The organism is Xylanibacter rarus, assembly GCF_001275135.1.
Taxonomy (GTDB): Bacteria; Bacteroidota; Bacteroidia; order Bacteroidales; family Bacteroidaceae; genus Prevotella; species Prevotella rara.
Window position 1 is genome coordinate 1 of sequence record NZ_LFQU01000003.1, and the last position, 21,437, is coordinate 21,437.

The 21,437-nt window shown below is 46.3% G+C and carries 17 protein-coding genes and 1 pseudogene; 14 read left to right on the plus strand and 4 right to left on the minus strand.

The features are described 5' to 3' along the window. The coding region (locus ACU52_RS02660; protein ID WP_316936637.1) for a transketolase C-terminal domain-containing protein at window positions 1-346 on the plus strand (346 nt) is incomplete at its 5' end. 114 nt (window positions 347-460) lie between these two features. Here ACU52_RS02660 and ACU52_RS02665 read toward each other — a convergent pair. The 3 genes from ACU52_RS02665 to ACU52_RS02675 form a co-directional block, all read right to left on the minus strand. Further along, window positions 461-1,240, minus strand: coding sequence for a ZIP family metal transporter (locus tag ACU52_RS02665; protein ID WP_021853472.1), 780 nt, complete (start codon window positions 1,238-1,240; stop codon window positions 461-463). Between the two features lie 72 nt (window positions 1,241-1,312). Next, window positions 1,313-2,188 carry a carbon-nitrogen hydrolase gene (locus ACU52_RS02670; protein WP_053397675.1) on the minus strand — a complete coding sequence of 292 codons (876 nt, stop codon included), beginning with the start codon at window positions 2,186-2,188 and terminating at the stop codon, window positions 1,313-1,315. Between the two features lie 93 nt (window positions 2,189-2,281). Continuing rightward, window positions 2,282-3,328 carry an agmatine deiminase family protein gene (locus ACU52_RS02675; RefSeq protein WP_053397676.1) on the minus strand — a complete coding sequence of 349 codons (1,047 nt, stop codon included), beginning with the start codon at window positions 3,326-3,328 and terminating at the stop codon, window positions 2,282-2,284. 539 nt (window positions 3,329-3,867) lie between these two features. Here ACU52_RS02675 and ACU52_RS02680 point away from each other — a divergent pair. The 4 genes from ACU52_RS02680 (at window position 3,868) to ACU52_RS02695 (ending at window position 8,236) form a co-directional block, all read left to right on the plus strand. Next, window positions 3,868-4,731 (plus strand): DNA/RNA non-specific endonuclease, encoded by an 864-nt coding sequence (locus tag ACU52_RS02680; RefSeq protein WP_053397677.1) that lies wholly within the window; start codon window positions 3,868-3,870, stop codon window positions 4,729-4,731. 37 nt (window positions 4,732-4,768) lie between these two features. Beyond that, complete coding sequence (locus tag ACU52_RS02685; RefSeq protein WP_053397678.1) at window positions 4,769-6,460, plus strand: hypothetical protein; 1,692 nt, start codon at window positions 4,769-4,771, stop codon at window positions 6,458-6,460. A gap of 135 nt (window positions 6,461-6,595) precedes the next feature. Continuing rightward, window positions 6,596-7,279 (plus strand): outer membrane beta-barrel protein, encoded by a 684-nt coding sequence (locus tag ACU52_RS02690; protein ID WP_053397679.1) that lies wholly within the window; start codon window positions 6,596-6,598, stop codon window positions 7,277-7,279. A gap of 378 nt (window positions 7,280-7,657) precedes the next feature. Then, window positions 7,658-8,236: an outer membrane beta-barrel protein gene (locus ACU52_RS02695; protein ID WP_021853465.1), complete on the plus strand. Its 579-nt coding sequence runs from the start codon at window positions 7,658-7,660 to the stop codon at window positions 8,234-8,236. Between the two features lie 370 nt (window positions 8,237-8,606). Here ACU52_RS02695 and ACU52_RS02700 read toward each other — a convergent pair whose 3' ends face one another. Then, complete coding sequence (locus ACU52_RS02700) at window positions 8,607-10,079, minus strand: Na+/H+ antiporter NhaC family protein (RefSeq protein ID WP_053397680.1); 1,473 nt, start codon at window positions 10,077-10,079, stop codon at window positions 8,607-8,609. Window positions 10,080-10,428: 349 nt separating this feature from the next. Between ACU52_RS02700 and ACU52_RS02705 the strand changes: the two genes are divergently transcribed. The 9 genes and pseudogenes from ACU52_RS02705 to ACU52_RS02750 all read left to right on the plus strand — a co-directional run bounded on the left by ACU52_RS02705 (window position 10,429) and on the right by ACU52_RS02750 (window position 21,232). After that, the gene (locus ACU52_RS02705; protein ID WP_021853463.1) at window positions 10,429-11,214 is read left to right on the plus strand and encodes a Nif3-like dinuclear metal center hexameric protein; all 786 of its coding nucleotides are present in this window, start codon (window positions 10,429-10,431) and stop codon (window positions 11,212-11,214) included. Between the two features lie 3 nt (window positions 11,215-11,217). Next, window positions 11,218-12,075 carry a zinc ribbon domain-containing protein gene (locus ACU52_RS02710; protein WP_021853462.1) on the plus strand — a complete coding sequence of 286 codons (858 nt, stop codon included), beginning with the start codon at window positions 11,218-11,220 and terminating at the stop codon, window positions 12,073-12,075. 27 nt (window positions 12,076-12,102) lie between these two features. After that, window positions 12,103-13,411 (plus strand): annotated as a pseudogene (locus ACU52_RS02715) (MFS transporter). 458 nt (window positions 13,412-13,869) lie between these two features. After that, on the plus strand, window positions 13,870-14,706 hold the full coding sequence (thiD, locus tag ACU52_RS02720) for a bifunctional hydroxymethylpyrimidine kinase/phosphomethylpyrimidine kinase (RefSeq protein WP_053397681.1): 837 nt from the start codon (window positions 13,870-13,872) through the stop codon (window positions 14,704-14,706). 12 nt (window positions 14,707-14,718) lie between these two features. Next, a complete protein-coding gene (locus tag ACU52_RS02725; protein ID WP_053397682.1) occupies window positions 14,719-15,357 on the plus strand; it encodes a thiamine phosphate synthase in 639 nt (212 codons plus the stop codon). A 7-nt stretch (window positions 15,358-15,364) separates the two neighbouring features. Then, window positions 15,365-17,065 (plus strand): phosphomethylpyrimidine synthase ThiC, encoded by a 1,701-nt coding sequence (gene thiC / locus ACU52_RS02730; RefSeq protein ID WP_021853458.1) that lies wholly within the window; start codon window positions 15,365-15,367, stop codon window positions 17,063-17,065. Window positions 17,066-17,237: 172 nt separating this feature from the next. Then, a complete protein-coding gene (locus ACU52_RS02735) occupies window positions 17,238-18,008 on the plus strand; it encodes a sulfide-dependent adenosine diphosphate thiazole synthase (RefSeq protein WP_021853457.1) in 771 nt (256 codons plus the stop codon). Window positions 18,009-18,157: 149 nt separating this feature from the next. Then, on the plus strand, window positions 18,158-18,760 hold the full coding sequence (locus ACU52_RS02740) for a thiamine phosphate synthase (RefSeq protein WP_082335138.1): 603 nt from the start codon (window positions 18,158-18,160) through the stop codon (window positions 18,758-18,760). Window positions 18,761-19,444: 684 nt separating this feature from the next. Continuing rightward, complete coding sequence (locus ACU52_RS02750) at window positions 19,445-21,232, plus strand: fibronectin type III domain-containing protein (protein WP_053397685.1); 1,788 nt, start codon at window positions 19,445-19,447, stop codon at window positions 21,230-21,232. The last annotated feature ends 205 nt before the right edge of the window (window positions 21,233-21,437 follow it).

Here is a 21,437-nt window from a genome sequence, read left to right on the forward strand (position 1 = left end):
GATTGCTCTTGGCGACTTCTATCAGAAGGGTCAGAAGGTGGTAGAGATGCTTGCCGGTAAAGGTATAAATGCTACGCTTATCAATCCCCGTTTTGTGTCAGGCATTGACGAAGAAATGCTTGAAAGTCTGAAGAAAGACCACAAATTGGTTGTTACGATAGAAGACGGATGCATAGACGGTGGCTTCGGAGAGCGTATAAGCCGCTATTACGGACCATCGGAAATGAAGACAATATGTTTCGGCGTGCGTAAGGCTCTTTACGACAGATATGATGTTGAGCAGCTGCTGCGCGACAACCATCTGACCGAGGAACAAATTGTTGCTGATGTTCTAAATCTTATTTAGAAAATTGAGAATTGAGAATGGAGGATGGAGAATTATGATTTGTTTTATTACTCCTATCCATCAAGAGTAATCATAATTCTCCATCCTCCATTCTCAATTCTAAATTATCATCTCTTATCCCAGCACGACGTCAAGAATCATCATGAGGACAAAACCGGCGGAAAAGCCAATTACGCCTATGTTGGAGTGTTCGCCTTCAGAGGCTTCGGGGATAAGCTCCTCGACAACAACGTAGATCATAGCTCCTGCCGCAAAGGCCAGAAGATAAGGCAACACGGGCGTCATCATCGAGGCAAGCAGAATGACTATAAGTCCGCCTAACGGTTCTACTATTCCGCTGAGACTGCCTAAAAGAAAAGATTTCATTCGGCTGTTGCCCTCTGCGCGCATGGGCATAGATATGATTGCACCTTCGGGAATGTTCTGTATTGCAATACCAAGTGACATGGCAAGGGCTGCGGCTGCCGTTATACCGGCTCCGCTCTGCATGGCTCCTGCAAGTACTACGCCTACAGCCATGCCTTCAGGAAGATTGTGTATGGTGACGGCTAGCGACAGCATTGCCGTGCGTGACAGATGACTGCGCGGTCCTTCGGGCTTCGACTTGCCAAGATGAAGGTGTGGCGTGATATAGTCGATGGCCAGCAGGAAACCTATGCCTGCCAGAAAACCGACAGCTGCAGGCATGACAGACCATTTGTCCATATGGCTGCACATATTCATGCTGGGTATTAGAAGCGACCACACCGAGGCTGCCACCATAACGCCTGAGGCAAAGCCCAGCAGGGCTTTCTGCAGCAGCGGGGGCATGTCTTTCTTCATGAAAAACACGAAACCTGAACCTAACATTGTGCCCATCAGGGGGATGAGGAGTCCTAAGATTATTCCTTCCATTGCTGTTTTAATTATTTATGAGACAAATGAGACATATGTGACATTATGAATTTAACGCCATGCTGTGATGTCTCAGTCGATAAAGCGCTTCACAATATCAGTGTATTTATCTATGCGGCGGTCGCGAAGGAACGGCCACCAACGGCGCACCTGCTCGCTGTGGGCCAGGTCGATGTCTATTACTTTGCGCTCTTCCTCATGGTCTGATGCCCTGTATAGCAGTTCGCCCTGCGGTCCGGCAACGAATGAGCTGCCCCAGAACTCTATACCGCCCGTCATTCCCGACGGGTCGGTCTCGTGTCCCACGCGGTTTACGGCAACCACTGGCAGGCCGTTGGCTACGGCATGTCCGCGCTGCACTGTTGTCCATGCCTCGCGCTGGCGCTGCTGTTCGGCAGGTTCGTCAGAGCTTTCAAAGCCTATGGCTGTGGGGTAGATTAGCATTTCGGCGCCCTGAAGAGCCATCAGACGGGCTGCTTCCGGATACCACTGATCCCAGCATACGAGCACGCCGAGACGTCCTACAGATGTGTCGATGGGGTGGAAACCAAGGTCGCCTGGTGTGAAATAAAATTTCTCGTAATATGCAGGATCGTCAGGAATGTGCATCTTACGGTATTTGCCTGCTATAGTTCCGTCGCGTTCTATCACCACGGCAGTGTTGTGGTAAAGTCCTGCTGCACGTTTTTCAAAAAGCGAAGTAACGATTACCACGCCAAGTTCTTTGGCCAGACTGCCGAAAAACTCGGTCGACGGACCGGGTATCGGCTCTGCCAGGTCGAAGTTGTTGACGTTCTCAACTTGGCAGAAGTACAGCGAGTTGTGCAACTCCTGCAATATTATCAGTTCTGCTCCTTCAGATGCAAGTGCCTTTATGCTTTCTGCAAGGCGCTGCATGTTGTATTTCTTGTCAGCTGTGTTATGTTGCTGAATTATTCCTGTTTTCATTCTGTTTTGCTGTTGTTTTGTTTGATTTAATTTACGGCTGCTGCCTTATGCGTTGACATTCAGGACTTTATGAGCCGTATATGCTTTGATGATTTATTGTTTCTGTTCTGTTATTTTGCTGTAGAGCTGCATCGTACAGCAGTGCAGCGAGCCATGCTGACGTATAACGGTGCGGCTGTCTATGCCTATGACATCTCTGTCGGGGAAGGCCGCTTTGATTACTCTTTCGGCTTCAGCATCGTTGTCTGGCTGATTGTATGTAGGATAAATCACGGCGCCGTTCACTATCACATAGTTGGCGTAAGTGGCCGGAAGCCTGTCGCCGTCGTCATATATTGCCGCAGGCATGGGCAGGCGCATCAGTCTGTATGGCTTGCCGTCGGCTGTACGGAACGTCTTCAGCTGTTCTTCCATGCGTTTCAGGTCGTCATAGTGGCTGTCGCTCTTGTCGTCACATCCTATATATAATAAGGTGTCGTCGGGAGCTATTCTTACCAGTGTGTCTATGTGGCCGTCGGTGTCGTCGCCTTCAAGATGTCCGTAGTCTATCCATAAGATGCGTTCGGCATGCAGCATGCTTTTCAGTTTCAGCTCTATCTCGCTGCGTGTTAACGGCTGGTTGCGGTGAGGTGCCAGAAGACACTGACTTGTGGTCAGCACGGTGCCGCGTCCGTCGCTCTCAATAGATCCGCCTTCCAGCACAAAGCTGTTAAGGTCGGTGTAAGTGCCTTCTACGACACCGTTGTCGTACAGACTGCGGTTTATGGCGTTGTCAAGAGCGGCCTCAAACTTGTCGCCCCATCCGTTAAAGCGGAAGTCGAGCAGCGTGTAGGTGCCGTCGCCGCCAAGTGTTATGAATCCGTGGTCGCGTGCCCATGTGTCGTTTGTGGGGCATTTATGGAATATTATATTGTCCAACTGACAGCTTGTCAGTCTCTTGCTGAGTTCCTTTTTTACCAATTCCGGCTCAGGGGCAACCACGAGCAGCTTCTCATATCGTGTTATGGCGTCAGCCATTTCGGCGTATGTTGCGCATATATCGTCAAGATACTCACGCCAGTCGGTGCCTTCGTGCGGCCATGTCAGCTGTATGGCGCTTTGATTTGCCCATTCGGGCAGCAATATGGCATTGTTGTTCATACTTCTTGCTTCGGTTTTGTTTATGTTATGCAAAATGTGTGTATGTCTTTTCTGATTGCTTTACAAAAATAATATAAGTGTGGATAATGAGCAAATAAAAGCTGCATTTTATTATATAAGGTGTCATTATGTCAGATTTTCGTTGATGTAAATCAACCTGTTTGACGCATGTCAAAATAGAGGCACTATAAGCCAAATTCATAGACAAAAACGTTCTGACATGCTGAAAATGGTATTACCTTTGCGTTAGAAATAAAGGAAAAAGGATAACAAGGATGTGAAGATGCATCCTACAGGTAGAAATTAAAAATAGGAAAGGTAAAAAGATTATGAAAAAGATTGTTAACAGGATTTTAGACAACAAGAAGTTCAACAAGTATTGTGTGAACGTTTTGAAAATGTACAACTACGGACGCGTAAACATGCCTGTTTAAGCTGACGTAGAATAAAAAGAGTCGGGCTGGTCTTATAGCATAAGCTGTAAAATCAGCCCGATTTTCTTGTTTATAACCGTATAAATAGCTATCTTCGCAGATGATATGAAGAACTTTAGAACTTATTTTTTATTGCTTATTGCGGTCGTTGCGCTGTGTTCGTGCGACTTGGCAAAGAATAACAAGGCGCTTATCAGCGAGGCTGGCAAGGCGCTGGTAGAGGAACTTGACCAGAAAGACGGCGAGGCCGGGGCATGCGATGCGTCTGCCGGAGCTGCAGAAGCCGATGACAAGCTGGTTATGCAGACATCACCAAAGGGGACACCTGAGCAGATACTGAAGCGCACGGGGTATGTGGCATCGTATAACAAGGCCACTCTGCTGCCGAACTGGGTGGCATGGCATCTTACGGCTGAACGCACCGAGGGAAGCGCAAAGCGCTCGGGCGTAGACTTTGCAGAGGACACGGAAGTGCCGGAGCCGCGCGCAACAGACTGGGACTACTATAATTCGGGCTACGACCGTGGCCACATGTGTCCGGCTGCCGACAACAAATGGAGCAAGAAAGCCATGGAAGAGTCGTTCCTCTTTACCAACATGTGTCCGCAGAACGGCAATCTTAACCGCGGCGACTGGAACGAGATGGAGATGGCATGCCGCAAATGGGCTAAGAAATACGGCGACTTGTACATAGTCTGCGGCCCTATATTATATAAAGGTAAGCACAAGACAATAGGCAAGAACAAGGTGGTTGTGCCCGAGGCATTTTTCAAAGTAGTGCTGCGCACGGGCGATAATCCGCAGGCAATAGGCTTTATCTACAAGAATACTTCAGGCAACCAGCCAAAAGATTCATACGTTAACACCGTAGACGAGGTGGAGCGCATCACGGGCATTGACTTCTTCCCTTCGCTTCCTGATGATGTCGAGAAAAATGTGGAAGCTACGGCAGACATTGCAAATTGGTAACTCCGCAGCTATAATCAACACAGAATAAATATAAGACATGAAAACAATATCAGGCTTGATAAAATGTTCGTTTTTTGTAATAGCCGCAATTTCGATAGCCGCATCTTGCGATAGCGGTCGTTCGTCGTCAACACTCAGACTTGTTGACAGTCTGGCTGAAGACAATCCGGATTCAGCCTATAATATATTGTATTCGATGACGACTTTCGACCTGTCTTCTGAAGAAGATGTTGCTTATTACGACATGCTTATGTCGTATGTCCTTAGTCGGCTTGTGGTTAACACAGATTCGGTTGCATTGAAACGCAGCATCACTTATTATGCAGATACCGACAACAAGCCCATGTTGCAGCGCTGTTGGCTTTATATGGGCATGATCAGGCTTAGGCAAGGTGCTTCGCCTGATGATGTGGAATGTGATTTGATAAGGGCGGCACGCCTGATTGACGATGTGAGAGACTCTGTCATGGCAATGCGCATATATGAGCATTTGGCCATGCTCAACATGAAGCAACATGACACAATAAACGCTTTGCGCTATGCACGTATGCTTAACACAATATCAGCCGGCATTGTCAGCAATGAGTGGCGAATGCGTGGAAATAACGCCATGGCGCTTGCCATGGGACTTGCCGGACGGCGCGACAGCATGCTGACGTATGTGGCAAAGGCTGAACAATGTATACCTGACAGTTTTGTGCCTGGTATGAATAATGTTTACAACAAGATTGCTTTCATGCAGATGCATATTGGGCATGGCGACATGAGGTTTGCAAAGAAAATGCTCAATGTGTCGCTTTATGGCGGTAGCGACTGGCGTTCACTTAATCTGCTGGCTGATTTATATTTGAAGACTGGTCGTGAGAAGGATGCCTTCTCGCTGGTAAATGTACTGATGTCTTCAGATAACGCAAAATCTAATGTATGGCTTTACAATTCATTGAGCGAATATTATGCTGCAAAGGGACAGTTTAAGGAAGCTTATATTATGAAATGCCGTCGCGATTCGGCATTTACGGTAGTTAACAGACTTGTTAATGCTAACTTTGCAACAGATTTATGGCAAAAATATGACCAAGAGGTTGTCAGGCGTTTTGCAAGGCGCAAAATGACAATGATAGTTTTTATTTGTTTTGTCGTAATTACGTCGGTGCTTTCAGCATTTGTTGTTTCCGGGCGAAGGCTGCGTAAGCGTGCCGCACAGATAAGCGCATTGAAAAACGATTTGCTGCAGATGCAGATAAGAATAAATAAGATAAAGGAAGACGGTGATAAGACTGTAAAAGAAAAGACAGAGGCTTTAAAGACCATTATTGGTGAAAAGCAGGCTGCTATAACAGAGCTAAGCGGCAAACTTTCGGTAAGCAAGGACGAACTGAAAGACTATTTGTCGCGTTTCGAAGAAATAGAGCATGGATTGCATTATCTTTACAGCGTGATGCGCAATGAGAATATTTCTCAACTTAACAAGAGCGAACGCGAATCGCTTATAGAGTGCTATAGGGTTATAGACATGACTTTTGTTCATCGTATAGAGAAACTTGAAGGCAGCAAACTTACCATTCAGGAGAAACTGTTTTGCGTGTTGCGCAATATGGGTAAGGATGAAAACATAATAAAGTATATGCTTGGTCTTTCGGACGAAGCATATCGTAAAACGCGGAGCAGGGCACTTAACAAGCTGCGAAATGATAAAGAAACTATTGATATAGCGGACAAAATTAAGTGATTTTGTCCGCTTTTGTTTATGTAACTTATTGATTTTCAGTGATTACCGAAAATTGGTTTTGTCCGCGCTGTTTGCAGGTTTGTATGCGTTTGTATACCTTTGCGACAGTTTCTAATATTAATATAATAAATAAAAATGAAAAAGATTTTATTGTTTATTTTATGTGTTGCATCTCTGCATGTTAACGCTCAAGGATTAAAGTTCGGCGTGCATGCCGGCACAGATTTGCTGTGGTATTCGGCTAAGAACAATCCTCCGTTTGATGAGTCAAAGATGAAATCAGGATTTGTTGTGGGCGGTGATGTTGCCTATACATTCAACAATAATGTTGCTTTGGCATCGGGGATAAGCCTGCTTGTATCTAACGGACAGTTCAGTGCATTGACGGAATACTATCCGGTAGAGATGAAGTTCAGCGAGGTTAACGTGAAGACAATGTCGCTCGAGATACCTCTGAAAGTGGGCTATACCTTCAGGTTGGGCAGCAGCATATCGCTTACTCCTATGGTTGGGTTTTATGGGCGTTATGGTGTCGACTCATTTAAAGGCGATGTCGTATCATGCATTGGCGGAACGTCTGGGGCTAATACCATAACAGAGAGCTGGAAGCCATACAACGGATATACCAGCAGCCGGATTGACACATATACGATATCACCGATAAAGAGATGGGATTTTGGCTGCAGCGCGGAACTTAAGCTGACCGTGAAAGACCATTATGTGATTTCAGCCGGATATATGCGTGGGTTGATTAATCAGGACGACTATTATAAAATCAACAACAATAGTCTGCGTCTAACTCTTGGATATGTGTTCTGACACAACAAAAAGTGCAAAAAACACATTCATATCTGACATGATTATGGATATTTAAGACAATTGCAGTGATAGGCAATGCCTTATGGCAATTTTCTGAAACGACAGGAACTTATCGGCATGGGGCTGTATGGTAACGGCCGGGTATGTGTCGGATAGTTCTTGTCGTGAGTTGTTGTGGCGGTATGTGTTAATCAATGATAGTTGTTCAATGCAACTTAAAGTTGTCATTGTTGATGGTGTGAAAATACGGCTACCCCGATAAATATAGGGAAAAAGTGAAAAAAATATTGGCGGTGAAACCATTTTGACAGGGAAACCGGGAAATCATTTGAACGGAATATATATCAAGAAAGATTAAACTAATTAAATTTTATATCTATGGTACGGACAAGAAGAATATTTGTATCAATAATAGTGGCGAGCTTCATTTCTGTAACTGCTTTAGCGCAATCAAAATTACATTTTGACTTAGACTACCAATACAGCCTTGGCTTGTCTGAAAATTTCGCAGAATATACGTATAATAGAGGCTCGTATAAGATGGGTGGCAACTTGTTGCAAGTCGCTGCGCGCTACGATGTGGCAACACAATGGTCGGTCGGGATAGGCATGGGATTGGCTCGTTACACCGAACCTGACTTTAATACATACCCAGTGTTTGCGACATTGCGCTATAAACCAGTAAGGAAACAGCCACAGGCATATCTGTTTACAGATTTAGGTTATGGTCTGAAGTTGGGTGATGATAGCAACTCCGGCTTTTCGGGAAGATTAGGTATTGGTTATACTTGGATGATAATGCGACATTTCGGACTGAATTTTCAGATTGCGTATGACTTAAAAAACTTTTGTGATATTACAACAGCTTATTATAATGAGGCAATGGATAAAACTGAATTTTTCAAGAGTAATAGCACACGGCACTCTATTTCTTTTGGAATAGGCCTGACATTCTAATATGTTGAGTCAGATATAGCCGGCACATCTAAGGCCGGAACTACCGCAGAAAGTTGAAAGCCATATGACGGATATATCAACAGCAAGGTAGCCATATACACAACTTCACCGATATAAAATCAACAATAACAGCCTTTGCTTTACTCTTGGATATATATTCTGACATGACAGAAAGCATAACGATATATTCAAGACAGACAGAATATAAAGATATGTAAAATAATTTATGTGATTAGAATTATCCAGATAATTAAGTTACTGATGCGGCAAAAACTTATCGCTCATTGGTCATACTCAAAGCGAAAAGACCTATAGCGGTAAGTTTTTGTCGCATTTGTTTTATGTCTGTATAAATGAATATTCAGGTATGTTATGCCACTTTTGTTATGTTCTCTTCTTTTGGCTGCGTGATAATTTGTTTTATCTTAAAGCCTGTGAAGGCAACAAGGATGGACATCAGCGGACTGAGTATGTTAAAGAAGCAATAGGGCAGGTAGGTCAGAGTGCCTACTCCAAGCACTGTTGCCTGAGTCATTCCGCATGAGTTCCATGGTATGAGCACGGATGTTACTGTAACCGAGTCTTCTACAGTACGGCTAAGCAGTCTGCTCTCCAGTCTGCGGCTTTGGTAAAGGTCTTTAAACAGGTTGCCTGTAAGTATGATAGACAGATATTGGTCGGCAGTGCAGGTATTGAAAAAGAGTCCTGCGCCCACAGTAGAGCACACGGCACTAACGGGTTTGCGTACAAAACGCACGAAAAGATTGGTTATGCTGCTTATCATGTTGCTTGCCGACATCACGCCGCCGAAGCACATGGCACAGATTATCAGCCAGATGGTGTCCATCATGCCGCGCATGCCCCTTGTGGCAACAAGAGCGTCTATTTCGGCGTGGCCCGTTGATATGGATGTGCTTCCGAATATTGACGTCATCAGGGCCTTGAATCCTGTTGCGAAGTCGAGAACGCTGCCGTCTACTATCTGCAGAAGGATGTGAGGCTGGAACAGCAGAATGCATATTCCGGCTATAACAGACGATATAAAGAGCGTAATGATGGTTGGCAGTTTGGCCAGAATGAGACAAGCCGTGATGACCGGCACCAGCAGAAGCCACGGCGACAGGTTGAATGTCTGTGCCAGCGTGCCTGCAAAAAGCTCGCTCTGCTCGTTGCCGCTGTGGCTCATGACAAGTCCTGCAACGGTAAATATGCCGAGAGTGATTATTATCGACGGCACGGTGGTTATGAGCATATAGCGTATGTGGGTAAACAGCTTTGTGCCCGTTGTTGACGATGCCAGCACTGTCGTGTCTGACAGCGGCGAAATCTTGTCGCCGAAATAGGCTCCCGATATTATTGCTCCTGCAATCCATCCCTCGTCGAATCCCTGCGCCTTGCCTATGCCGAGCAGTGCCATGCCTATTGTGGCTATGGTGGTCCATGAGCTGCCGGTTATGATAGACACTATGGCGCATATTATGCAGCACGACGCAAGGAAAAACTGCGGCGTGAGAATCTGCAGACCATAGTATATCAGCGTGGGAACCACTCCGCTGAGCATCCATGTGCCCGAGATGGCTCCGATGAGCAGAAGTATCACTATGGCCGGAGTAACCTTCTTTATGTTTTTGGCCATTCCTTCCTCAAGCACGCTCCACTTGTAGTTGTATTTTATCATTGCTATGCCCACACAAACAGCCGAGGCTATGAGCAGCGACACCTGACTGCCGCCAAGCAGGGCGTCGCCCCCGAAGGTAGGGATGACCATGGCCAGCAGGGCCACGAGAACGGCTAAAGGAGTCAGGGCTACGATTGGATTTGGTATCCTTGTCTTTTTGTTCATAACTAACCTATTGAAAATTTTGGCTGCAAAAGTAATAATTCTGCTGCTATAAGTCTGCAAAAAACTTCTGTTTTTCAACAAAAAGATGCATTTTGTCTCATTTAAGAATAAACATGCAAAATAATTACATAAATGTGTGAAAAATCGGCATGTTACGCATGTCGTGTGTCATGAATTTTTACTGTTGTATGACAAGCAACAGATGGTCCGGCTGCATTGTTGACGATTTTGGCAGAAGCGCATCATGAATAATAGTGGTTAAAGAATGTAAATAAATTGCGCCGCTCTTTGACAAGCCGCTGAAAATAGCTATCTTTGCACATTATTATTATTTAAAAGGCTGAAAAGCGTGAAAATAAGAGAAGTGGTTGACGCCCTTGAACGTTTCGCGCCTCTGCCCCTGCAGGAGAGCTTTGATAATGCCGGCCTGCAGGCAGGACTGACAGAGGCGGAAGTATCAGGGGCTTTATTGTGCCTTGACGTTACCGAAAAAGTGGTCGACGAGGCTGTGGCTTTAGGCTGTAATCTCATCGTGAGTCATCATCCGTTGATTTTTCATGCACTGAAGCGCATCACCTATGCCGACGACGTGCAGCGTGCCGTGGCCAAGGCTTTAAAGAATGATATCACGGTGGTTTCCATGCACACTAACATGGACAATGCCCGTGGCGGTGTTAACTTCAAGATAGCTGAAAAAATGGAGCTTCATGACTGCCGTTTCTTTGCAGAAAAGACGGTTATGGGCATCGAGTGCGGCAGCGGAGTTATAGGAGAGTTGCCCGAGGCGCTTGCCGCCGACGACTTTGTGCTGATGCTGAAGCGCACGTTTGATGTCGAGTGTGTGCAGTGCAATCAGCTTTTGCGCCGTCCCATCAAGACCGTTGCCATCTGCGGAGGCGCAGGCTCGTTCCTCCTGCCTGAGGCAATTGCACAGGGAGCAGACGCCTTTATCACAGGCGAGATGCACTATCATGAGTATTTCGGACATGAGCAGGAAATACAGATTGCCGTCATTGGCCACTATCAGAGCGAACAGTATACTAACGAAATATTTAAATCAATAATCGAGGAAGCGTGTCCGGGAGTTGTGACTTATCTCACAAAGACCAACACTAATCCTATAATCTACTTATAAAATATGGCTAAAAAAGATCCAACAGATTTGTCTGTAGAAGAGAAACTGAAAACTCTCTACCAGTTGCAAACCACATTGTCGGCTATCGATGAAAAGAGAGCCCTGAGAGGTGAGTTGCCTCTTGAAGTTCAGGACCTCGAAGACGAGATTGCCGGTCTTACAATACGTATTGAGAAAATAAAGAACGACATCAAGGAATTTCAGAATGCCGTTGTACAGAAGAAGGCTGAAATTAACGAGGCTCAGGCCAGCGTGGAGCGCTATAAAGAGCAGCTCAACGACGTTAAGAACAACCGCGAGTATGACACACTGAGCAAGGAAATTGAGTTCCAGTCGCTCGAAATAGAGCTTTGCAACAAGAAGATAAGAGAGGCTAACGTTAAGATTGAGGAGAAAAACAAAGACCTCCAGAACAACGAGGAGCTTATTAAGGACCGCCGTGTAGCTCTTGAAGAAAAGAAAAACGAGCTCGACGAGATTATGGACGAGACAAGAGCTGAGGAAGAGAAGCTTAAGGAGAAGGCAAAGGAACTCGAACTGAAGATTGAGCCGCGTCTGCTTACAAGCTTCAAGCGTATACGCAAGAATGCGCGCAATGGTCTGGGTATCGTTTACGTGCAGCGTGATGCATGTGGCGGATGCTTCAACAAGATACCGCCTCAGCGTCAGCTCGACATCAGAATGCACAAGAAGATTATTGTGTGTGAGTATTGCGGCCGCATCATGATTGATCCTGAACTGGCAGGTGTTAAGAGCGAAAAGCCTGTAGAGGAGAAGCCGAAGCGTAAGCGCGTAATTCGTAAGCGTACTACGAAGAAAGAGGATGATGACGATTTTGTTCCAGAGGAAAGATTGTCATAAAAAGCAATACCTTATTAAATAAGAACCATGGAACAGACAAATAAACAAAGTGGACGTATCATAGCCATCATAGCTATGATGTTTATCTACGCCATGATTTCGTTCGTCACTAACCTGGCGGCACCGATTGGCGTAATATGGAAGAATCAGCCCGAACTGATGGGCAGCAACACATTAGGCATGATGGGAAACATGATGAACTTCCTTGCATACCTGTTTATGGGTATACCTGCCGGCAAGCTGCTTATCAAGATAGGTTATAAAAAGACTGCAATGGTGGCCATTGCAGTTGGTTTTGTGGGTGTGCTCGTGCAGTATCTGTCGGGCTTCCCTACAGGTCTTACCGGATTCTGGGTGTATCTTTTGGGTGCATTCGTATGCGGTTTCTCTGTATGTATGCTCAACACAGTGGTTAACCCCCATGCTCAACCTCCTTGGCGGAGGCGGCAACCGTGGCAACCAGCTCAACCTTATCGGAGGAACGCTCAACTCGCTTGCCGGAACGCTGACACCTATGCTGGTGGGCGCCTTGGTAGGTACAGTTACTAAAGACACTGCCATAAGCGATGTAAACCTCGTGCTCTACATTGCCATGACTGTGTTTGCCGGTGCGTTTATCGTGCTTTCGTTCATACCGATAGCTGATCCGGAGATGGGTAAGGCTACACAAGACACCGTATTTGAACACAGTCCGTGGGCTTTCCGCCATTGCGTATTGGGCGTAATCGGTATCTTTGTTTATGTTGGAATAGAGATTGGTATCCCCGGCACTCTCAACTTCTATATCTCTGACACGACGTCGAAGGGTGCAGGAGTTGTAGGCGATGCTGCTGCCATAGGCGGTTTTGTTGCCGGAACTTACTGGCTGCTGATGCTTGTAGGACGTTTCGTTGCCGGTTTCATTGCTGACAAGGTGTCAAGCCGCGCCATGATGATCACCGTATCGCTCGTGGCTATCGTGCTCATGTTGGTGGCAATGTTCTCGTCTAAGACTTCAACAACGTCTATGCCTGTGTTTACGGGTTCTTCGTTCACAATGGTAACAGTGCCTGTCAGCGCTCTGCTGCTTGTGCTCTGCGGATTGTGTACGTCTGTCATGTGGGCAAGTATTTTCAATCTTGCTACGGAAGGACTTGGCAAATACACTGCTGCCGCTTCAGGCATATTCATGATGATGGTTGTCGGTGGAGGTGTGCTGCCGCTGTTGCAGAACTTCATTGCCGACAAGGCCGGCTACATGATTTCTTATATCGTGCCGCTTGTAGCTTTGGCATACCTTCTTTATTATGCTCTGCTCGGATGTAAGAATGTCAACAAGGACATCCCTGTAGATTAAATGTGAAAATCGTTTTTCATAGTAATAAATTGAGACTTTTTAAGTTTGTAGGCCGCAAGATTGTTATCAGTCTTGCGGCTTTTGTTTTGCGGCTTGTCCCGGGATTCAGTAGTGATAATTTTGTTTTCTGTGTCGTGAACGATATCAATGCACACAAAAAAGACAGCAAAAGTTTGGCTGTGCCGTTATTTTGTCTTATCTTTGCAATGTACTCAAAAGGTGGTGTCCGGCATGCCTTATGGCTGCCGTGTCTGAGATTATACACATTGAACCAGTACGGATAATGCCGACGCTGGGATTTTGATGCAATTCTTTTATGGCGGTTATTCCGCGTCACCTGCTTTTGAGAGTGTTGACTGATCTTAAAAGAGGAGATTTAAGTATGACTTTTATTCTTTTTTGTGCGTTATGCCCGTAAAGTCGGGTGCTGACTGCTGTATGCTGCGGAGGGCTGCTTTATGAAGCGTTATCCCGTTGCTTTTTCTGTGGCTGGCTCAGATCCATCCGGCGGTGCAGGCATTCAGGCTGACTTGAAGACCTTTTCTGCGCTTGGAGTTTACGGCGCGGCTGCCGTTACAGCCATAACCGTGCAGAACACCAAGGGCGTTAAGTATGTTCATTCAGTGCCCGCACAGGTTGTCTACGACCAGATTGTGGCAGTCATGGAAGACCTGCATCCCGATGCAGTTAAAATAGGTATGGTTAACGATGCAGCAACATTGGATGCCATAATAAAAGCCTTGACAGACTGCCGTCCGCATTTTCTTGTTGTTGATCCTGTCATGGTTTCGAGCAGCGGAAAGATGCTCATGAGTTCAGGCGCACTCACTTTGCTTGAAAAAAAACTATTGCCCATGACAGACCTGCTCACTCCTAATATTCCTGAAACTTCAGTGCTGACCGGCATGCCGTCTGTATCTGCTAATGATGTTGAGGCTGCGGCACGCGCCATCCTTGGTTATGGCACTCGTTCCGTACTGATAAAGGGCGGTCATGCATCGGGCTGTGTAAAGACAGATATGCTTTTCAGCATCCTTGACGGCAACATCTCCTTAAATGAATATTCGGCTCCTTCTGTAGCGAGCCGCAACACTCACGGCACGGGCTGTACACTTTCGTCTGCCATTGCCGCTTTTGTTGCCCGCGGTGATAGTCTTGTTGAGGCTGTAGGCGAGGCTAAACGTTATCTTACTTCTGCGCTTGCTGCAGGAGCAGATATAACAATAGGTGATGGAACAGGCCCCTTGAACCATTTTTTCAGTCCTGTGCCGGCAATCGTAATTGATAAAGAATAAAGACAAAAAGATATGAACAGACTTCAGTTTATTACACATTTTACTGACAAATATACTTACGTCGACTCAGCCAGAATGGCTCTTGAAGGCGGATGCCGATGGATTCAGCTGCGCATGAAGGATGCCACAGAGGCAGAGCTCGAAGCGGCAGCATTGCAGGTGAAGAGTCTATGCGCCGGCTACGGTGCCACGTTCGTCATTGACGATAATGTGATGATGGCGCAGCGTGTTGGTGCCGATGGCGTTCATCTTGGCAAAAATGACATGCCGGTGGACGAGGCGCGAAAGATTTTAGGTTCTGATTATATAATAGGTGGAACGGCCAACACATTCGACGATATTTGCCGTCTTGCCGCCCAGGGTGCCGACTATATCGGCTGCGGCCCGTTCCGTTTCACTACTACAAAGAAGAATCTTGCTGCCATTCTCGGGCTCGACGGATACAAACGTCTGCTTAAACAGATGCACGACAGAGGAATAAACCTGCCGCTGATAGCTATTGGCGGCATTGGTTACGACGACATTCCTGACCTTTTCTGTGCAGGTGTTACGGGCATAGCCCTTAGCGGAAGCATTCTGCGTGCCGCTGATCCAGTCAGCGAGATGCGCCGTATAGCAGATCTGATAAATCAAAAAGAACAAACCTTATAATATATTTATGGAAAATAATGTAAGAATAACTTATCCGGGTTCAGAGAAAGTTTACCTCAAGGGTGAACTCTTTCCCGACATTCGTGTGGGCATGCGTGTCGTAAAGCAGACTCCCACGGTTACCGTTGATGGTGACAAACGCACGGAGCGTCCTAATCCTCCTGTGTATATTTATGATACTTCCGGTCCTTACAGCGACCCTGACGTTGCCACTGATGTGCGCAAAGGTCTGCCGCGATTGCGCGAACCGTGGATACTGAAGCGTGGAGGAGTGGAACGCCTGAAGGAGATTTCGTCTGAATACGGACGCATGAGGCGTGATGACCACTCGCTCGATTCTCTCCGCTTTGAGCATATAGCCCTGCCTCTCAGGGCTAAGGAGGGCTGCCAGGTGAGCCAGCTTTACTATGCAAAGCAGGGCATAATAACCCCTGAAATGGAGTATGTCGCCATACGTGAGAACATGAACTGCAAGGAACTTGGTATCGAAACGCACATCACTCCTGAGTTTGTACGCAGCGAGATTGCCGCCGGACGCGCCGTAATTCCGGCAAACATCAACCATCCCGAGGCAGAACCTATGATTATAGGCCGCAATTTCCTTGTGAAAATCAACACAAACATAGGCAATTCTGCCACAACTTCGAGCATAGACGAGGAGGTTGAGAAGGCTGTGTGGAGCTGCAAGTGGGGTGGCGACACGCTGATGGACCTGTCTACAGGAGCAAATATTCACGAGACAAGAGAGTGGATTGTGCGCAACTGTCCTGTGCCCGTGGGCACCGTGCCTATGTATCAGGCCATGGAGAAGGTTAACGGCCATGCTGAAAACCTTACTTGGGAGCTGTTCCGCGACACACTTATCGAGCAGTGTGAGCAGGGAGTTGACTATTTCACCATCCATTGCGGCATACGTCTGCAGAACATACATCTTGCCGACAATCGTATGACAGGTATGGTTAGCCGTGGAGGAAGCATTATATCAAAGTGGTGCCAGATGCATCAGAAAGAGAGTTTCCTCTATGAGCATTTTGATGATATCTGCGACATTCTGGCTAAATATGATGTAGCCGTTTCGCTTGGCGACGGATTGCGTCCTGGCAGTGTCTATGATGCCAACGACCGCGCCCAGTTTGCTGAGCTCGACACGATGGGAGAGCTTGTGGAGCGTGCTTGGGCAAAGAATGTTCAGGCATTTATCGAAGGTCCTGGCCATGTGCCAATGGATAAGATTCCTGAGAATATGCAGCGTCAGATAGAGAAGTGCCACAACGCGCCGTTCTATACGCTCGGCCCGTTGGTAACCGACATTGCGCCCGGCTACGACCATATAACAAGTGCCATCGGTGCGGCTCAGATAGGATGGCTCGGCACTGCCATGCTGTGCTATGTAACTCCGAAAGAGCATCTTGCCTTGCCCGACCGTGACGATGTGCGCGTGGGCGTGGTGACATACAAGCTTGCTGCACATGCAGCCGATCTGGCAAAGCATCATCCCGGTGCCATTGTGCGCGACAATGCGCTGAGCAAGGCACGCTATGAGTTCCGCTGGAAAGACCAGTTTAACCTGAGTCTTGACCCTGAACGTGCGCTTGAATACTACAAGACGGCCAACCATGTGGGCGGAAAATACTGCACTATGTGCGGTCCTAACTTCTGCGCCATGCGTATAAGCCAGACGATAAAAGAAGGCGAGTGCGACGTTTAATGCATGTGGGCTTTAATGCCTCGGCGTTAAGCTGTCAGCGCAGCAGTATGACAGGCTGTATATGTGCCTGTCATGCCGTTATGCCAAGCTTGCGTGAGCGCAATGAAGCATGAAGAAAGGAAACACTTAACTCATTGAAAATAAGAAATTTACTATATAAAAATAAAACAAAATGATAGAAAAGAAAGTATCACAGGGTATTATCAGTACCTATTTCAGCAAGTTGGAACGTAATCTTGACCTCGATGTTGCCATTGTAGGCGGAGGTCCGTCAGGCATTGTTGCCGCATATTATCTGGCAAAGGCCGGACTTAAAGTTGCCCAGTTCGACCGCAAGTTGTCTCCCGGCGGCGGTATGTGGGGCGGCGCAATGATGTTCAATCAGATTGTCGTGCAGAAAGAAGCCATAGAAATCGTGAAAGACTTTGACATCAACTTTGAGAGCTACGACGAAGACCTGTTTGTGATGGATTCTGTTGAGAGTACCTCTGCACTGCTATATAAGGCCGTTCATGCCGGAGCAACAATATTCAACTGCTATTCTGTTGAGGATGTTGTGTTTAAGGACAATGTTGTCAGCGGTGTTGTTGTCAACTGGACTCCGGTTTTGCGTGAAGGTATGCATGTAGACCCGATTAACATTATGGCAAAGTGTGTTATCGACGGAACGGGCCATGACAGCGAGATGTGCAAGACTGTAGCGCGCAAGAACGGCATCCGCCTTGCAACTGATACGGGCGATGTTATCGGCGAGCGCTCGCTCGACGTGGTTTCAGGCGAGAATGAGGTGGTTAACGGCACAAAGGAGATTTATCCCGGACTTTATGTCTGCGGTATGGCTGCTTCTGCCGTAAGCGGAACTCCCCGTATGGGACCTATCTTCGGCGGTATGCTCATGTCGGGCAAGAAGGTTGCCGAACTGATTATCAAGAAACTTAAATAGTTTTGGTGTGGGGCTATGAAGTAGCGGCTTTTTGTCCGGACTTCATAGCCCCTTATATATAATAAGGTGTATTCGTAAGGCATTTTGTCTGTGCAGACAGACGCCGAAATTCGTTTTTTTACTTTTCGCTTTTCATTTTTGCTTAAACAATGCTTTGGATTGTAGTTACTTCTCCCGTTTTTTTATCAGATGAAGCCACGTTTCTTCATCGCCTGTTGGCCAACGGCGTTGACATAATACATCTGCGTAAACCCGGAGCATCGGCTGCTGACTGTGCGCGCCTGCTTGAAGAGCTGTCGGCAGAAGACCGTTCGCATATTGTAGTTCACGACTTCTTTGAACTGGCGGAGCCTTATGGTTTGCGCGGAATGCACCTTAACGCGCGCCGAAACATTGTGCCCGAAGGTTACAGCGGTCATGTCAGCCGTTCGTGTCATTCTCTTGAAGAGGTAAAACAGCACAAAGATAACTGCAATTATGTATTTCTCAGCCCGATATTCGACAGCGTGTCAAAGCAGGGATATGCCTCTGCCTTCACTGATGCAACGCTCCGTCAGGCGTCAGAACAGGGCATTCTGGACAATAAGGTTGTGGCTCTTGGCGGTGTTACGCCGGATAAGATACACTATCTGAAGTCTCTAAATTTCGGCGGCGCGGCAATGCTGGGCTGTATCAACAGTATGGCCGGACTGAGCGAAACGCAACTTTGCGCACGTTTACACAGCATAAGAGAATGTTTTAGACAGCATTGATGTTGTTTTGCCGATAAAAGCCATGACTACAGGCTGTTGCGTGTAGTTATGGCTTTTGCTTTTTTGTCGTTTCTTTGCTGTTGGCAAAAGTTTTTTGCGTCATTTTCTTTGTTGTATATATAGCCGTTTTCTTTAGCTTGTTTGTATCTTTCCAGGCGCTAATCACAGATTTAGGTTTAAACCAAGCCGTTTTATCAGAAAAAATCCTATGACTTACGACCTGAAAAGCGGCCACTTTTGCATCAAAAGTGATAGAGTTATGACCCGTAACTCTATCACTAACAGTTTGAAAGTAAATAGCTGTTGTTTGCTTAACAAACCATGTAAATTATATTGAGTAGATATTTAATCGAAAGTGTTTCTATGGTAAAAACTTTCGATTTTTGAGCGTCTTTTCGCTTTGAGTAAAAATATAGTCATAAAAATTCTGCGGAAAGACATATTCCGAAGGTTGTTTGCTGGTGCTGTTGTCCGTCCTGTTATATTAACCGTAACTTAACCTTGATTTTATTTCATTTTAATAAAAATCTCTTACGTGTACATTAAAATATGGGCTTTTTAGGTGTATTATTTTCGTAATTATTTTGCTGCAAACTCGTAGTTATGCTGTAAGAAAGATGAAACACCATACTGATAATTTTGCATACGAAAATTTAATTATGTTTCATTAAAACAAAATTATTTATGAAAATTTCTAACACAATCAAGTCTGGCGTAGTTGTGGCATTCCTTTCAGCCGGTATGCTGTCAGCATCAGCACAGGAAATCAGTTTGAATCAGGACAACTACACCGTTCCGTCATGGACACGTCTGACACGCCTCATGGCAGAAATGCAGTCGGCTAGTCAGCCTTACAGCATCAACATGACACTTAACGGAGATCCTACTACGCGTATGGCTTTTGCCTGGTTTACCAACAGTTCTGTGAAGACAGGCAAGGTGCAGATTGTCTTGAAGGCAGACGCAAGTGTAGAAGATTTCAGCAAGCCCGACATCACAATTGATGCTGTTTCTGCTGATGTAAAAGACCTTAACTACGTGACGAGCAAAAACGGAGTGGAAGGTGTTGAGGCCAACACAAAGCGCTCATACACAAGCCATAAGGCTTTGGCAAAAGACCTGAAACCGGGCACAACCTATTCGTTCCGTGTTGGTAACGAGGAGGGCTGGAGCGAGATTGGCCACTTCACCACAGCCGCCGAGTCATACGACAAGAAAGAAGGATTCTCGTTCATCTATATAACAGACACCCAGGCACAGAATGACGGCATGTTTGATGTTTCTCAGAAAACAGCCCATGCAGCACAGAAGATGGTGCCCGATGCCAAGTTTGTGCTGGTGAACGGCGACTTGGTTGAAACCTCAGGAGCCAACAACTCTGAATGGGAATATGAGCAGTGGTTCAGCACAATGCAGGATATCTGGATGAACTATCCGCTGGTTGTTGCGCAGGGTAACCACGATACAAGTTCAAACAGCAACTTTGCATGGCACTTCAACACAGACAACACGTTCAACACAACTTCGGCCGTGCCCACTACAATGGAAGGAACAGTCTATTCGTTTGTTCAGGGCGACGCCTTGTTTATGGTGATAAACTACGAGGACTACAAGAAAGAAGGCTACTTTGACGCCCTTGCCGACTGGATGAGAAAGCAGGTAGAGGAGCATAAAGACGTTAAATGGCGCATTGCCACATTCCATAAGAACATGTTTACAGGCAGCCAGTCGCACCAGAGCGACAGCGACGGACGTCTTGTACGTGAAAACATGCTCCCCGTGTTCAATGAGCTTCATATAGATGTTGCCTTGCAGGGCCACGACCATATCTACGAAGTTATCGGCCCGGTTAACAACCTGACAAAGACTCTTGTAGACGGTGCCGTAGAAGAGGTTGAGACCGTTGTTCCCGGCGGAGTGCGTGAGAATATGACAGGAAAGCAGGGAGGTGTGTTCAACGTAAATGAAGGCACTCTGTACTTCCTGAACAATTCAGCCGGCAAGAAGAAGTATGAGCCGCGCGACGAGCAGGCCATGATTGACGCATATTCGGCTCATGGAGTTGACAATTACTGGGGACTCTTCTCTGGAAAATTCGGTCAGACAGGCGAACCTACATTCAGCGACGTTACAGTAACGGCCGACACGATATTTGTAAGCACATACACCGTTAACGACGCAGGCAGCGCAACACTGTTTGATTCGTTCAAGATTATCAAGGAAGAAGGCAGCTCTACGGGCGTTTCTAAGGCAGAGACATCTCCCGTAAGGATTTATAACGACTCTGACAACAAGCAGATTGTTATTAAAGGTGTTGAGCCTGAGAGCGTTGAGGTATATTCTTCTAACGGTGCATTGGCCGGACGCTATACAGGAACAACAATTGCCACTAATGCAATGGGCAGCGGCCTGTATATTGTTAAGGCCATAAAAGGCAACAAAAGCTACTACGGAAAGGTGATAGTTGAATAAGTTACCGCCATTGTTATACATAATAGTCTTTCTGAACGTCTGCCGTAATTCATCGGCAGACGTTTTGTCGTTTTATATAGTTTTTAACTATATTCATTAAAAAAAGTAAATACAAGTTTACCCGTGCAACATTTATTATGGTTTGTCCGTCTTAAAAGTGAATAAATCAAAAGCGCGGCTACATTAAAAAGGTCAGAAGTGCTGT